At 73.6% G+C, this 13,793-nt stretch carries 12 protein-coding genes and 1 pseudogene; 8 read left to right on the top strand and 5 right to left on the bottom strand.

All coding sequences use genetic code 11. From position 1 onward, the window contains the following. From ACFHYO_RS14475 to lptF, 4 genes are all read right to left on the bottom strand, one after another. Positions 1–1,230: peptidylprolyl isomerase (locus ACFHYO_RS14475; RefSeq protein ID WP_394321297.1), on the bottom strand; the 1,230-nt coding region annotated here is incomplete at its 3' end. A gap of 31 nt (positions 1,231–1,261) precedes the next feature. Beyond that, the gene (locus ACFHYO_RS14470) at positions 1,262–3,688 is read right to left on the bottom strand and encodes an LPS-assembly protein LptD (RefSeq protein WP_394321295.1); all 2,427 of its coding nucleotides are present in this window, start codon (positions 3,686–3,688) and stop codon (positions 1,262–1,264) included. Continuing rightward, positions 3,685–4,806, bottom strand: coding sequence for an LPS export ABC transporter permease LptG (gene lptG, locus ACFHYO_RS14465; protein ID WP_394321294.1), 1,122 nt, complete (start codon positions 4,804–4,806; stop codon positions 3,685–3,687). The genes ACFHYO_RS14470 and lptG overlap by 4 nt, the downstream gene beginning before the upstream one ends. Further along, positions 4,803–5,969: an LPS export ABC transporter permease LptF gene (gene lptF / locus ACFHYO_RS14460; protein WP_394321292.1), complete on the bottom strand. Its 1,167-nt coding sequence runs from the start codon at positions 5,967–5,969 to the stop codon at positions 4,803–4,805. The genes lptG and lptF overlap by 4 nt, the downstream gene beginning before the upstream one ends. Before the next feature lie 176 nt (positions 5,970–6,145). Here lptF and ACFHYO_RS14455 point away from each other — a divergent pair, with 176 nt between their 5' ends. The 3 genes from ACFHYO_RS14455 (at position 6,146) to ACFHYO_RS14445 (ending at position 8,787) form a co-directional block, all read left to right on the top strand. Beyond that, positions 6,146–7,813: a leucyl aminopeptidase gene (locus tag ACFHYO_RS14455; protein ID WP_394321290.1), complete on the top strand. Its 1,668-nt coding sequence runs from the start codon at positions 6,146–6,148 to the stop codon at positions 7,811–7,813. Positions 7,814–7,817: 4 nt separating this feature from the next. Next, on the top strand, positions 7,818–8,264 hold the full coding sequence (locus ACFHYO_RS14450; protein ID WP_036710201.1) for a DNA polymerase III subunit chi: 447 nt from the start codon (positions 7,818–7,820) through the stop codon (positions 8,262–8,264). A 136-nt stretch (positions 8,265–8,400) separates the two neighbouring features. Next, complete coding sequence (locus ACFHYO_RS14445; RefSeq protein WP_036710204.1) at positions 8,401–8,787, top strand: DUF6525 family protein; 387 nt, start codon at positions 8,401–8,403, stop codon at positions 8,785–8,787. On the opposite strand, the gene ACFHYO_RS14440 is transcribed toward ACFHYO_RS14445, so the two are convergent. Next, positions 8,727–9,302 carry a retropepsin-like aspartic protease family protein gene (locus ACFHYO_RS14440; RefSeq protein WP_036710207.1) on the bottom strand — a complete coding sequence of 192 codons (576 nt, stop codon included), beginning with the start codon at positions 9,300–9,302 and terminating at the stop codon, positions 8,727–8,729. The two genes, ACFHYO_RS14445 and ACFHYO_RS14440, sit on opposite strands and share 61 nt — an antisense overlap. A 258-nt stretch (positions 9,303–9,560) precedes the next feature. Between ACFHYO_RS14440 and ACFHYO_RS14435 the strand changes: the two are divergent. From ACFHYO_RS14435 to ACFHYO_RS14415, 5 genes and pseudogenes are all read left to right on the top strand, one after another. Then, a pseudogene (locus ACFHYO_RS14435) lies at positions 9,561–9,722 on the top strand (twin-arginine translocase TatA/TatE family subunit); the annotation flags it as partial. 226 nt (positions 9,723–9,948) lie between these two features. After that, on the top strand, positions 9,949–10,587 hold the full coding sequence (gene tatB, locus ACFHYO_RS14430; protein ID WP_394321289.1) for a Sec-independent protein translocase protein TatB: 639 nt from the start codon (positions 9,949–9,951) through the stop codon (positions 10,585–10,587). Between the two features lie 3 nt (positions 10,588–10,590). Then, positions 10,591–11,442, top strand: a complete 852-nt coding sequence (gene tatC, locus ACFHYO_RS14425) for a twin-arginine translocase subunit TatC (protein WP_394321287.1) — start codon at positions 10,591–10,593, stop codon at positions 11,440–11,442. Next, positions 11,432–12,277, top strand: coding sequence for an ATP-binding protein (locus ACFHYO_RS14420; RefSeq protein WP_036710213.1), 846 nt, complete (start codon positions 11,432–11,434; stop codon positions 12,275–12,277). Before tatC ends, ACFHYO_RS14420 begins: the two co-directional genes overlap by 11 nt. A gap of 139 nt (positions 12,278–12,416) precedes the next feature. Further along, positions 12,417–13,784, top strand: coding sequence for a FliM/FliN family flagellar motor switch protein (locus ACFHYO_RS14415; RefSeq protein ID WP_394321285.1), 1,368 nt, complete (start codon positions 12,417–12,419; stop codon positions 13,782–13,784). The last annotated feature ends 9 nt before the right edge of the window (positions 13,785–13,793 follow it).

Below are 13,793 nucleotides of genomic sequence, written 5' to 3'. Positions count from 1 at the left end.
GACGCCGGGCTGACCCGCGGCCCCCGGCACCGGGTCGGGCCGGCGCGCCGGCTGCGGCAGGCCGGGCAGGCTCTCGAACGCCGTCACGGGCTCATCGGCCAGCGTCGGCGTGCGCCGGCACAGCATCACCACCCGCGCGCCGGCGCCATAGTCGATGACCGTCCCCTCGTTGGGATCGAGCGAGGCGAGGCGCTGGGCGATGTCCAGCGGCACCGCCGACAACGGCATCGTCTGCTGCGAGATCACGTCGCCGGCATAGCGGTTCGCCTCGACGAAGACCTTGCCGCAGCTGTCGGCGCGGGCCAGCACCTGCGCCCCGTCCGCCGCCGAGGGCACCGCGAGCGTCACATATTCCACCGTCTGGTCGGTCGCCCCGGCGCGCAGCCGCCCGCGGGTGTCGCGCAGATAGAACAGCACCACCGCCCCTGGCACGGTCAGCGGCTGGCTGATCGAGTTCGGGCGCATCCCCTCGATGATCTGCCGCAGCCCCGGCGCGAGGTCAGCGAGCGGCGTCCACTCGAGCCGCCCGCCGCGCGGCGCGGTCGGCACCGCGGAATAGCGCCGCGCGGCGGCGGCAAAGGCGCCCTCGGTGGTGATCGTCTCGGAGAGCTGGCGCCCGCGCGCGAGCACCGCGGCCTCCTGCCCCGGGGGGGCGGGCATGACCAGCTCGGACAGCAGCACGGCGGTGGTGATCGGGGTCTCGATGTCGCGCTTCATCGCCTGCTCGACCTCGCGGTCGGTCACCTGCACCCGCGGCACGACCCGCTGGCGCACCACCTCGCGCCAGGCGACGCCGGCCTTGACGAAGTCGCGGTAGGCCTGCCGGTCCACCCCGTCGCGGGCCAGCGCCTCGGTGAACTGGCCCACGTCCATGTTGGCGCGGCCGGCAAAATCGGCGAGCCCCTGCTCGAGCCCCTGGTCGCTGACCGCGATCCCGATCTGGCGCGCGGCGTCGAGCTTGAGGCGGTCCTCGATCAGCGCCTTGAGCGCACTCTCGCGGTCCGCGCCGGGCGCGCGCAGCACCTGCATGAAGCGGATGCGCTGGTCGAGCTCGTACTGCGTGACCGCGGCGTTGTTGACATAGACGACCGGCGCGAAGGGTCCGGCCTCGGCGCCGCGCGGCAACAGCAGGGCGCTGCCGAGGCCGAGCGTGGCGGTGACCGCCGCCGCCCCCAGCGCGGTGCTGCCGAGGAAACCGGCCGTCAGGGTCGCGTGAAAGATCCGCCGCATCGTCGTCCTCATCTGCGTCATGGGCGCCACGCTACCTTACGCAGGCGCGCCGCGCCACCGTTCCCGGCAGCTCGTCCGGCCGCCGGCCGAAGCCGCCCAGCCGCACCGACAGCCCCAGATCGGTGTCCGGGCGCAGACTGTCCGATGCGGTGAAGCGGCGCGAGACGGAAAGATCGACGCTCACGCATTCGTTGCGGTAGGTCAGCCCCAGGTCGGCGCGCTGCGCCCGGTCGGCGGCAAAGTCGTAGCGGGTCTCGGCGCTGGCCCACCAGCCGGGGGCGAGCTGCCAACCGGTCGTGGCCGACAGTTCCGAGACGTCCGCCGAAAGCCCCTCGATGGTCTGCGAATCGATCCACAGATAGCCCGCCGAAAGCTGAAAGCCGGGGCGCAGCCAGCCCAGCCGCAACTCGTTGCGGTTGATGTCGAAATCGTCGTCGAAGAGCGCCCGGTTGGCGATGGCGAGCCCGCCCGCGTCGCTGTAGGTCGCGGCCAGCAGCCAGTCCGAGCGCTTGCCCGCCAGCACCCCGCCGCCGCGGGCGAAGGCCGGGTCCGGGCGGTCGCGCAGCACCCGCCCGGCCGTCACCCCGAGCGACCAGCCGGTGGGGTCGATCCGGGTCCAGCGCAGGCCGAGGTTGGCGCGCAGCCCGCCCTCGACCGAATCGCGCCCCGGCAGGCGATCAAGCATGTAGAGGTTGCCCTCGTCGAACTCGATCAGCCGCGAATCCTCGTTCGGCACCACGTCCTCGTCCTCGAGCCGCGGCGACCAGGCGATCTGGGCCACCGGCTCGAGCAGGTGGGTGGCGGCGCCCTGGCGGGCGACCAGCGGCCAGCGCAGCTCGACCGCGGCCGCGGGAATGGCGCGGGCGGCGGTGCGGTCGAAGCGGTCGTCGTCGCCGATCCGATAGACGTCCGCGTCCAGCCGCGTCTGTGCCGCCGCCACCACGCCCCCCGGCAGCAGCCAGTTGCGCTGCCAGTCGAGCCGCGCCGAGCCGCGGGCGATGTCGCGGCCAAGGATGTTGTCGTCCGAGCTGCGCCGGTGGGCATGGACCGAGAACTGCAACCCCGCCTCGCCGCCGAAGGCCGCGTAGCGCCGTTCCCACAGCGCGTCCGCGACGAGGCTGGGCGAGGTCGAGGCGCGCTCGCCCTCGCGCAGGGTCTGGTAGTGCCCGACCCGCCCGGTCACCATCCGGTCGCGGGCGATGCGGTCGAGGGTCACCCCGCTCCACAGCCGGTCGGCGTCGCTCACCCCGTAGTCGAGCAGATAGCCGCGGTCCGAGGCCGTCTGCACCTGCACCCCCAGCCGGTAGCCGCGCGGCAGCGCGAAGCGGGCGGCGCCGAACAGATAGCCGCGAGTGCCGTCCTCGATGTCGTCGCGGCTGATCGCGCCGGTCCACTCGGTCGCGCCGTTGGTGAAGGCCTGGCGGTAGCGCAGGCCCAGCGTGGTGGTGCGGCTGGCCGAAACATAGGGCGTCACGGTCAAATCGGCGCTGTCGCCGAGGGTGATGAAATAGGGCAGCATCACGCCGAACCCGAGCCCCGAGGTGGTGCGGAACCGCGGCTGCAGGAAGCCGGTCATCCGCTCGACGGTCGGATCGGGGGCGGACATCGCGGGCAGCGTGCCGACCGGCAGGCCGAAGGCGCGGAACTGCGGCCGCTCGAAGTGCAGCATCCGGGTTTCGGCGTCGTGGGTGATGCGGCGGGCGCGGATCTCCCACAAGGGCGTCGGGTCCGAGGCGCAGACCTGGCAGGACGAGGCGACCACGTGGGTCAGCGTCGTCATCCGGCCGTTGCCGGTCCGCTGCACCTCGGCGGCGGCAAGCTGCAGCTCGCGCGCCAGCACCAGCCGCGCGCCGCGCAGCAGCCCGTCGCGCAGCCCCTCGTCGAGCTGCGCCGAATCCGCGACCAGCACCGCCTCGTCCGGGGTGCCGGCGTTGCCCGGCTCGGTCAGGTGGATCGGCCCCTCGATGGTCATCGTGCCGGCGCGGCCGTCATAGATCACCCGCTCTGCCACCAGGCGCGCGCCCTCGAACCACACCACCACCCCGCCCGAGGCGGTGAGGATGCGGTCGCCCGACAGCTCGACGTGATCGGCGAGCAGGGTGGCTGCGCCGTCCGGTTCGGGCGAAATCCCCCCGGCGGGGTCGCGGGTGGGCGGGCGCGAGGGCGTCAGCACGACGCGGGGCACGTCGGTCGTGGTGGTCCCGTCGGCGCGGGTCTCGGCCGTGCCTGCGCCGGGGGCGAGCGCCGGGCGGGCGCGCTGGCCGTCGGTGAAGCCCGCCCAGGGCTTCCACCAGGGCTGCCCCGCGGCGGGCTGGGCGGCTGCGGGTTGGGCGGCCGCGGGTTGGGTGGCGGCCACCTGCGCCGCGACCGGGGCGGGCGGCAGGGCCAGCGGCAGCGCCAGCGCGACGAGGGTGGCGCTGACGGAAAGGGGCCGAGAGGGGGCGCTGCGATAGGTCATCCGTCCTCGAGCCTCAGCAGCGCGGCCAGCGCCAGAAGCGCCGCGATCAGCGGCGGGGCGAAGGCGGCGAATACCGGGGGGGCGTTGCCGGCCTCGCCCAGAACCTGCGCGAGATTGCGCAGGAAGAACAGCCCGACGCCCGCGGCAAAGGCGCCGAGCACCAGCACCCCGGCGCGGCGCCCGCGCATCGGCCGCATGGTGAAGACCGCGGCCAGCATCACCATCGCCGCCATCAGGAACGGCCGCGCCAGCTCGGTCGTGAACCAGACCCGGTGGCGCAGGGCCGAGAAGCCCGCCCGCTCGAGCCCGACGATGAAGGCCGGCAACTGCCAGACCGGCACCGAGTCGGGCGCGCCGAAGCCGTCGCGGATGCGCGCCGCGGTGAGGTCGGTGGGCAGCGTCAGCCCGGGCAGCACCTGCGCCCCGGCCTCGGGGTTGGCCGCGCCGAGCGGCCATTCCTTGACCCCCGCCAGCACCCACGCCCCCTGCGAGAGTCGCGCCGACTGGGCGGCGATGCGGCGCACCGGCCCGGTCTCGGCGTCGAAGACGAGGAAGGTCGCGTCATAAAGCGTCGTGGCGTCCGGGCTCGCGCGCCCGGCGCGGATGACGATCTGTCCCCCGCGCTCGCCCGCGCCCGCGGTCCGCGCCGGCACCCCCTGCCGAAGCCACACCGCCCCCTTGCCCAGCGACACGGTCTGGGTGGCCGCCCCCGCGACCCGGGCCGCGGCCTGATCGTAGCGCTTGGTCGTGCCCGCCACGATCGGGTTCAGCACCGCAACGAGCAGCGCGCCCAGAAGCAGCGCCGTCACCACCGGCGCGGCGACGATCCTGAGCCCCGAGCGCCCGGCGGCGCGGATCGCCACCAGCTCGGAGCTGCGCGAGAGGCCGAGAAACAGCGCGATGGCCGCCAGCAGGGTGATGAGCGGCAGGATCGCATAGACGCTCGCCACGATGTTCAGCCCGGCCAGCCCCGCAACCCGGCGCAGCCCGGCGCCGGCGGGGCTGAAGCGGCGGATCTCCTCGATCAGGTCGATGAGGAACAGGATCGCGACGAAGGCCCCGGCAACGACGAGGAACTGACGCAGGAAGCGGCGGGCGAGGTAGCGCTGCAGGATCATGGCGCGGCCCCCGGCTGGGCGAGGGGGGGCGGCGCCGGGGGCAGGGTGGGCGCCTTGATCCGGCGCGGGCGCCCCGCGCTCCACAGCGCGCCGGCGGCGACCAGCGCCCCGGCGAGCGGCGCGAGATAGAGCAGCGGCCAGTTGCCTGGCGCCTCGGCGGTGCGGCTGGCGGCCGCGGTCGCCAGCGCCTGCACGGCCAGCAGCGCGAGGACCGCCCAGAGCACCTGCCGCCAGACCCCGAAGCGCGAATACCCGCCGATGAGCAGCATCGAGAACCCGAGCATCGCCGCCACCGGCGCCATCAGCGGCTGCGCCAGCCGCTCGTGCCCCTCGGCGCGGGCGCGGGGGGCGGTGGCGCCGGTCGCCTCGAGCAGGGCGGCGTCGGGCATGAGCAGCCGCAGGGTGGAATAGGTCCGCAGGTCGCGGGCCTTGCGGGCATCGGCGGCGAAGAAGCTGCCCACGTCATAGGTCAGGTCCGCAAACCGCGTGGCCGACAGCCGCGGCGCGCCACCGTCCGCCTGCCGGAGCGTCTGGACCATGCCCCGCGACATCACCAGCCGCGGCCCGGCGTCGGTGCGGACCACCAGCGCCTCTTCGGCGGTATAGATCGAGTGCTGGGACGGATCGCTCGCATCCTCGAGGAACAGGCCGATCAGCCGCCCGTCGTCGGCGATATCGCCGATGAAGAGCGTGACCCCGTCGGCCGGATACTGGAACGCCCCGGGCTTGAGGAACCGCGCCGAGACGTTCTCGGCCACCTCGGCCTGCCGCTCGGCCAGCCGCGCCCGCGCCAGCGGCACCAGCGCGTGCGCGAGCACGGCGACCATCAGCCCGACGAGCAGCCCGAAGACCAGCACCGGCCGCGCCAGCCGCCAGGGCGAGAGCCCCGCCGCCTGCATCGCCGTCAGCTCGGATTCCGAGGCGAGCCGGTTGGTCCCGTAGGCCGTCGCCGCGAAGGCCGCGACCGGCAGCACCAGCGCAATGGCGAGCGGCAGGGTGAGGGCGGTGAACTCGAGCACCACCAGCGCCGTCTGGCCGTCCTGGATCAGCTGCTCGAAGAGCTGCACGGCCCGGTTGATCCAGTAGACCGACACCAGCACCAGCGCGAAGAACCCGAACTGCGTCAGGTATTGCGTGAGGATATAGCGGTCGATCCGGGGCATCCGGGCTCCGTGGGGGCGAGGGCTCGGTTGGGTGATACAGCCGCGCGCCGGGCCGGGAAAGCCGTTGGTGCGGGATGGGCGGATGGCGGCCGGGGGGAGGGCACCCGGCGGCTCTGGCAAACCGCCCGGCGCGGGGCTAGGCTCGCCCCCGCTCCCCAATCGAAGGCCTGTCCGTGATGACCCATCCCGTCGAAATCCGCTTCATGCCGGCCGCCGGGGCCGATCTCTCCACCCGCGGCGGACGGGTCGTCCTGCTCGTGGACGAGCGCGGCCAGCCGCCCAAGGGCCTCGCCCCGGCGCTGCGGCGCGGGATCGCCCGGGCGCTCGGGTCGAAGGCCTGGGCCGAGGTCAAGCCGGGCGCGGCGATGGACCTCGCCTTCCCGGCCGGGATGGAGGCCGAGGCGGTGCAGCTCGTGCACATGCCGCGCAAGGCCGATGCGGCGACGGCGCGCAAGGCGGGCGCCGCGATCGGCGCGCGGATGGGCAAGGGTGAGGTCACGGTGCTCGCCACGGGCCTCGCCTCCGGGCAGGACCGGATCGCCGACCTCGCGCTCGGGATCGCGCTCAGGGGCTATGATTTCTCGGTCTACAAGTCGCGTCCCGCGCGTGAGGACGACTCGGCGACCGACGCGCCGAAACCCGGCGCAAAGGCCGGGCGCAAGGGCGCGCCGGCGGCCGATGCCCCGGCCGAGATCCCGCAGTCGGTGACCCACGGCGCCGCGGACGACGCGCGCCTGGCCGACGGCGGCGCCGATGCGCCCGCGCCTGCGGCCCCCGCCGATGCGGCCCCGGCGCCCGAGCCGGACAAGGCCCGCGTCACCCTGCTCTGCGATGACCCCGAGGCCGCGGCCCGCGCCGCCGCCGATGGCGCGGCGCTGGCGGAAGGGGTGTTCTTCACCCGCGACCTCGTCAACGAACCGGCCAACGTCCTGACCACCAGCGACTTCGCCGACCGCCTGCTCGCCATGCGCGAACTCGGGCTCGAGGTCGAGGTGCTCGACGAGGACCAGCTCGCCGAACTCGGGATGCGGGCGCTGCTCGGGGTGGGGCAGGGGTCCGAAAGCCCCTCGAAGGTCGTGGTGATGCGCTGGCAGGGCGGCGGCGAGGCCGCGCCGCTGGCGCTGGTCGGCAAGGGCGTCGTCTTCGACACCGGCGGCATCTCGATCAAACCCGCTCAGGGGATGGAGGAGATGACGATGGACATGGGCGGCGCGGGCGTCGTCGCGGGGGTGATGCGCACCCTCGCGCTGCGCCGGGCCAAGGCCAATGTCGTGGGCCTCGTCGGGCTGGTCGAGAACATGCCCGATGGCCGCGCCCAGCGGCCGGGCGACATCGTGCGCTCGATGAAGGGCGACACGATCGAGGTCATCAACACCGACGCCGAGGGCCGGCTCGTGCTCGCCGACGTCCTCTGGTACGCGCAGGAGCGGTTCGCCCCCGCGGCGGTCGTGAACCTCGCCACCCTGACCGGCGCGGTCATCATCGCGCTGGGGCACGAGAACGCCGGGCTCTTCTCCAACGACGACGGGCTGGCCGCGGACCTGCTGTCCGCCGCCGGGGCCGAGGGCGAGGGGCTGTGGCGGCTGCCGCTGTCGCCGGCCTATGACGAGCTGATCAAGTCGCGGCTGGCCGACATCAAGAACACCGGCGGCCGCCCGGCGGGGTCGATCACCGCGGCCCAGTTCCTGCAGCGGTTCATCCGCAAGGGGATGCCGTGGGCGCATCTCGACATTGCCGGGGTGGCGCTGCCGCCGGGCGAGACTCCGCTGGCGCCCAAGGGCGCGACGGGGTGGGGGGTGATGACGCTCGACCGGCTGGTGCGGGACCGCTTCGAGGCGAAGTGACCGGGTGGGCAGCGCGCTCTTCTATCACCTGACCCGCTCGGCCGCCGAGCAGCTTCTGCCGGTGCTGATCGGCAAGTCGCGGGCGGCGGGCTGGCGGGTCGAGCTGCGCGGCACCGACGCGGGCCGCATGGCGCGGCTGGACGAGGCGCTGTGGCAGGGCGAGGGGTTCCTGCCGCACGGGCTCGCCGGTGGGCCCCATGACGCGCTGCAGCCGGTGCTGCTGACGGTGGCGGGCGGGGCGTCCGCGGGGGCGGCCTGCCTGATCGCGCTCGACGGGGCGGCGCTCGAGGCGGCGGAATGCGGCCCGGCCGAGCGGGTGTGCATCGTCTTCGACGGCAATGATCCGGCCGCGCTCGAGCAGGCGCGCAGCCAGTGGCGGGCGCTGACCGGGGCCGGGGTCGCGGCGGAATACTGGTCCGAGGAGGACGGCCGCTGGGCGCGCAAGCGCTGAGGCGTTGGGGGGTATTTGTGCAGGCGGGCCGGGCAGGGGACGGCGCGGCGGCGACGCCATCGGCAACTTGCTGGGGAGGGTGGACCGGGTCTGATGGTTGTGTGATATGTTATACTATCACTAAACGACAGACGCCATGCCGCCGCCCCGATCCAACCTCGGCCAGACCCCGTTCCGTGGTCGCCACCTCGCTGCCGATGCGATGCGCCATTATGATGCGCTGCCCGAGGCGCTGCGGCGCTGGCTCGCAGGGGCGGTGCTGCCGTGGTCGCCCGCCTCGTGCCTGCGCATCTGGCGCAAGGCCAAGGCGCGCGGCGAGGCGGAGCCGGTGATCCTCGCGCGGCTCGACGCCTGCGAACGCCGGATGCTCATCCAGATCCCCGCCGACCACGCCGTGAGCCGGTCCCACGGCCAAACCGGGGTCCAACCGCGCCGGCCCGCGCCGCGAGCGGCAACGCCGGCTCAGCGCTCGAGCACCAGCCTGTCGCCCTCGAACCCGACGCGAGCGAAGCGGCGCAGATAGTCCATGCCCATCAGCGAGCGGTCGATCTCGCCGCCGATGACCATCGCGGTGACGCCGTGATCCTCGATCTCGCCGATCCGCACACTCTCAAGCCGCACGGTCGCCGTGGGCACGATGCCGTTCGCCGTCTGCGCCTGCCCGGCAAAGGCCAGCCGGTCGGCGTCGATCCCCGCGCGCCCCGCGTCGCGCAGGCTCAGCGCCAGCGACGAGGCGCCGGTGTCCACGACGAAGCGCACCGGGGCGCCGTTGATCTCGGCGGTCAGGTGAAAATGCCCGTCGCTGCCGAGCGGCACCTCGATCCGCCCGCCGTCCAGCACCTCCTGCCGCGGCATCACGTCGCGGCTGATGTCGTCCCAGAGCCCGGCCGCGGCGATCAGGCCGACGAAGATCAGCCCCCAGGCGAGGATCCCGCGCGAGGTGCTGCCCGCATCGCGGCGAAATTCGACGAACAAAAAGCCGCCGACCGCGACGAGCAGCAGCGCGAGATAGGCGAAGCGGGCGAGGTCGGGGCTCATCGGGCAACTCGCGGCAGGAAGCGGGGCAAAAGGGCGCGGCGCGCCGTGCTGCCAATCTGGGGTCTGCGCCCCCGTTTTGCCAGCGTTCCGCGCCGCTTGCTGGGGCCAGACCGGTGGCGCCCGACCCCCTCCGCTCACCCAGCGTTGAGGCCCGCGGGGCGATTCAGACCTTTCGGACGCCGTCCCGTCCGCTTATATCCGCAAGAGCGGCCGCGCGCGCCGCAGCGGGCCCACGCCCGACTAAACCGGAGAGAGACGATGCACGCACCTTCCCCCATGGCGCTTCTGCTGATCGCCATCGTCGTCCTGGTCCTGTTCGGCCGGGGCAAGGTTTCCTCGCTGATGGGCGAGGTCGGCAAGGGCATCACCGCCTTCAAACGCGGGGTCCGTGACGGCGCCGACGAGGTCGAGCGCACCGTGGACACCGCCACCGACCGCTCCGCGATCCGCGCCGACCGCAGCGCCGACGATCTCGAGGCCGCCGCCGCCAAGGCCCGCGCCGAAGCCGACCGCATCCAGGCCGAGGCCGATGCCGCCCGCGCCCGCCGCGCTGCCGAGCTGCGCGACGTGACGCCGCGCGACGCCGACCGCCTGTAACTGCACGCAAACGCGGGTCGGCCGCGCCGACCGGGGCTGGGTTCGCATCATGTTGGACGTTGGCTGGACCGAACTGCTGCTGATCGGCGTCGTGGCGCTGATCGTGATCGGTCCCAAGGACCTGCCGGTGATGTTCCACTCGCTCGGGCGCATCACGGCCCGCGCCCGTGGCATGGCGCGCGAGTTCTCGTCGGCGATGGAGGACGCGGCCAAGGCCTCGGGCATCCACGAGGCGACCCGCGAGATCTCCGACCTCAAGAAGATGGCCTCGCCGCGCGGTCTGGGTCTGGACGCGCTGACCCGCGCCGCCGACAAGTTCGAAAAATGGGACCCGCTCGAGCCGGTCCGCGACGCCACCTCGGCGGTCCCTGACCCGGCCGCGCCCCCTCCTGCCGCGCCGGCTGCGACTTCGACCGCGGCGACCGCGGCGTCTGCGGCGACCTTGGCCAGCCCGGCGACGTCCGCCACGCCCGCCGCGACCCCCGCAGCCGGCTCCGTCCGCCCGGCCAGCCCCGCGCCCGGCAGCACCGTCTCGGGCCTCGGCCTCGGCCTGCCCGATCCCGCACCCGAAGCCCCACCGGCGCCGTCTGCCGTGGCGACCGCCTCGGCCGCCTCGGGCGCCCCCGAACCCGCACACCAGCCCGGCGCGCGCCGGCTTCACGCCGTGCGCCGCAGCGACCGGAGCTGACCTTTGGCCCAACGCCCCGACGAGATCGACGACAGCTCGGCCCCGCTGATCGAGCACCTGGCCGAACTGCGCACCCGCCTGATCTGGTCGGTCCTGGCCTTCGTCGTGGCGGCGATCCTGTGCTATTTCATCTGGCAGCCGGTCTTCAATTTCCTGACCCAGCCGATCTGCGGCGCGCTGGCCAAGCGCGGGCAGGAGTGCGGGCTGATCATGTTGAAGGTCCAGGAAGGCTTCTTCCTCGCCATGCAGATCGCCATGTTCGGCGGCTTCATCCTCGCCTTCCCGGTGATCGCCTACCAGCTGTGGCGGTTCATCGCACCGGGCCTCTATCGCTCCGAGAAACAGGCGTTCCTGCCGTTCCTCATCGCCTCGCCGATCATGTTCGTGCTGGGCGCGTCGTTTGCCTATTTCATCATCCTGCCCTGGGCCTTCGACTTCTTCCTCGGGTTCCAGAGCGGGCCGCTGCGCCTGCCCGACGACCCCAAGGTGCCGGTGCCGGCCGACCCCAAGATGGCCGGGATCGTGTTCCAGGGGTCGATCAGCGAATACCTGTCGCTGACGACGAAGTTCATCCTCGCCTTCGGGCTGTCGTTCCAGTTGCCCGTGGCGCTGACGCTGATGGGCAAGGCGGGGCTGGTCTCCGCGGCCGGGCTGGGCGCGATGCGGCGCTATGCGGTGGTGACGATCCTCGTCCTCGCCGCAATGGTGACGCCGCCCGACGTGGTCAGCCAGATCGTGCTCTTCACGGTGATCTACGGGCTTTACGAGGTCGCCATCCAGCTCGTGAAGCGGATCGAGACGAAGCGCGAGGCCGAGCTGCGCGCCGAAGGGTTGTGGGTCGAGGATGACGACTGATCCCGCGGCGCTCGAGCGGATCGCCGACGCGCTCGACCGCCTCGCCCCGCCGCCCGCCCCGCCGCCAAGCTTCGCCGAGGCCGACGCCTATGTCTGGCACACCGCCCCCGACCGGCTCGAGCCCGTCGCGCGGGTGAACCGGGTGCCGCTCGACCAGCTCGTGGCAATCGACCGGGCGCGGGACACGCTGCTCGCCAATACCTTGCAGTTCGCCCGCGGCCACGCCGCCAACAACGCCCTGCTTTGGGGCGCGCGGGGGATGGGGAAATCGAGCCTCGTCAAGGCAGTGCACGCCGAAGCCGTGGCGCAGGGCCTGCCGCTGGTGCTGGTCGAGATTGCCCGCGACGACCTCGATTCGGTCGGCCGGCTGCTCGGGATGCTGGGCGCGTCCGACCGCCGCTTCCTGCTCTTCGCGGACGATCTGTCGTTCTCGCACGACGACGCGCAGTACAAGTCGCTCAAGGCGGTGCTGGACGGGGGCCTCGCCGGGCGGCCGCCGAATGTGGTACTGTATGCCACCTCGAACCGCCGCCACCTGATGCCCCGCGACATGATCGACAACGAGCGCGCGAGCGCCATCCACCCCGGCGAGGCCGTCGAGGAAAAGGTGTCGCTCTCGGATCGCTTCGGGCTGTGGCTCGGGTTCCACCCCTGCGGGCAGGACGAGTTCCTGGCGATGATCGACGGCTATTGCGCCGCCTACGGGCTGGCCGTGGACCCCGAGGTGCTGCGCGCCGAGGCGATCGAGTGGCAGGCGACGCGCGGGGCCCGCTCGGGCCGGGTGGCGTGGCAGTTCTTCACCGACCTCGCCGGGCGGCACGGGCTGGCCATCTAGCCTCGGAGCTCGGGTCCGGGCCGCGGTAACCGCTTGGCAAGGTTTCCCTGCCAGTCTGACCGCGGAACCTCAGCGATTCGGGCAGGGCATGGCAGCGGCAGGGCAGAGTTTGACGGCGGGACAGCCCCCCGGCGGATCGGTGCTGCGGCGCGCCCTCGCCGCGCGCCGGGCCGTGCGGGGCAAGGGGGCGAGCGCGCCCGAGGCCGACCCGCCGCGGATCGTCGCGGGGCCGCGCCCGCCGGACCGCGCCGTGGCCGCTGCCATCGCTCGCGCCGCCGACCGCATCCACGGGCTGGCAGTGTTCTTCGACAAGGTGACGACCGGCCACGCCGAACTGGCCGAGATCCCCGAGCTGCTGCCCGAGCAGCCGCTGATCTCGGTGGTCGAGGGGCCGGGCGACCGCCTCGGCGCGGTGGCCATGGACAGCGGGCTGCTGACCTCGCTGATCGAGATGCAGGCGCTGGGACGCGTCTCGGCCCGCCCCGCCGTCCCCCGCCGCCCGACCCGCACCGACGGGGCGATCTGCGCCGATTTCGTCAGCGCCTGCCTTGCCGAGCTCGAGGCCGAACTGGCCGGCCAGCCGGGGTTCGAGGGCGTCTCGGGGTTCCGCTACGCCAGTTTCCTCGACGACCCCCGTCCCCTGGCGCTGATGCTGGAGGAAACATCGTATCGGCTCGTCTCGGTCACGCTGCGCGCCGGCGACGCGGGCGAGCGCGACGGGACGCTGCTGCTCATCCTGCCCCACGCCCCGCCGCGCGCCTCTGCACCCGCGCCCACCGCGGACGCGCCGGCGGCGAGCGCGCCGCCGGCCCCCGCCCGCGGCCCCCTGGCCGAGGCCGTACGGCAGGCCCCGATCGAGCTGACCGGCGTGCTCTGCCGCCGCCAGATCACGCTTGGCGAGCTGCACGCCCTCGGCCCCGGCGACCGCATCGCGCTGCCGCCGGGGGTGCTCGAGCAGGCAACGCTCGAGACCGCCGCGGGGCAAGTGGTCTTCCGCGGCCGCCTCGGTGCCCTCGGCGGCCACCACGCGTTGCGCCTGCGGCACGGCGACGCGCGGCCGGGTGCGGGTGGCGGTGGTGCGAGGGTCGGGGCCGGAGGTGGCGAGCCAGGCGAGGCCACCCGGGCGGGTGCCGGCCCGTCGGGCGGCCCTGCGGCTGCCTTCGGGGCGGAGCACGGGGTTGGGGCAGGGTGGTCCGCGGAAGGCGCCGGCGCGGGTGCTGCCGACGGATGGGTTGGCGGTGGCGGTGATGTTTTCAGCGCGACGCTTGGGCAACCCGCGGAACCGGGGTGGGCCGGACGAGGCGGGGGTTCTGAGGGGGCGGAGGGCGGACTTCCCGTGCTTACGGCCGAGTTGCCGATCCCGGACCTCGACGCGCCTGACCCGTTCCGTCCCGGCGCGGGCGCTTCGGACGGTTTGAGTTGGAGCGTTCAGGGAGAGACAGGCGACACGGACGCAACCGACACAACGTGGCCGAGTGCCGCGCCGCCGTCGGTCTCCATTGGGTGACAGCATTGC

This window comes from Paracoccus panacisoli (assembly GCF_042435015.1).
GTDB lineage: Bacteria > Pseudomonadota > Alphaproteobacteria > Rhodobacterales > Rhodobacteraceae > Paracoccus > Paracoccus panacisoli.
The sequence above is the reverse complement of the archived record's forward strand: the minus strand, read 5'-3'. Positions and strand labels throughout refer to the sequence as shown.

Coding starts and splice junctions, on each gene's coding strand:
- ACFHYO_RS14470 (WP_394321295.1), bottom strand. CDS start 3,688: ATGACCTATCGCAGCGCCCCCTCTCGGCCCCTTTCCGTCAGCGCCACC.
- lptG (WP_394321294.1), bottom strand. CDS start 4,806: ATGATCCTGCAGCGCTACCTCGCCCGCCGCTTCCTGCGTCAGTTCCTC.
- lptF (WP_394321292.1), bottom strand. CDS start 5,969: ATGCCCCGGATCGACCGCTATATCCTCACGCAATACCTGACGCAGTTC.
- ACFHYO_RS14455 (WP_394321290.1), top strand. CDS start 6,146: ATGACCCATCCCGTCGAAATCCGCTTCATGCCGGCCGCCGGGGCCGAT.
- ACFHYO_RS14445 (WP_036710204.1), top strand. CDS start 8,401: ATGCCGCCGCCCCGATCCAACCTCGGCCAGACCCCGTTCCGTGGTCGC.
- ACFHYO_RS14440 (WP_036710207.1), bottom strand. CDS start 9,302: ATGAGCCCCGACCTCGCCCGCTTCGCCTATCTCGCGCTGCTGCTCGTC.
- tatB (WP_394321289.1), top strand. CDS start 9,949: ATGTTGGACGTTGGCTGGACCGAACTGCTGCTGATCGGCGTCGTGGCG.
- ACFHYO_RS14420 (WP_036710213.1), top strand. CDS start 11,432: ATGACGACTGATCCCGCGGCGCTCGAGCGGATCGCCGACGCGCTCGAC.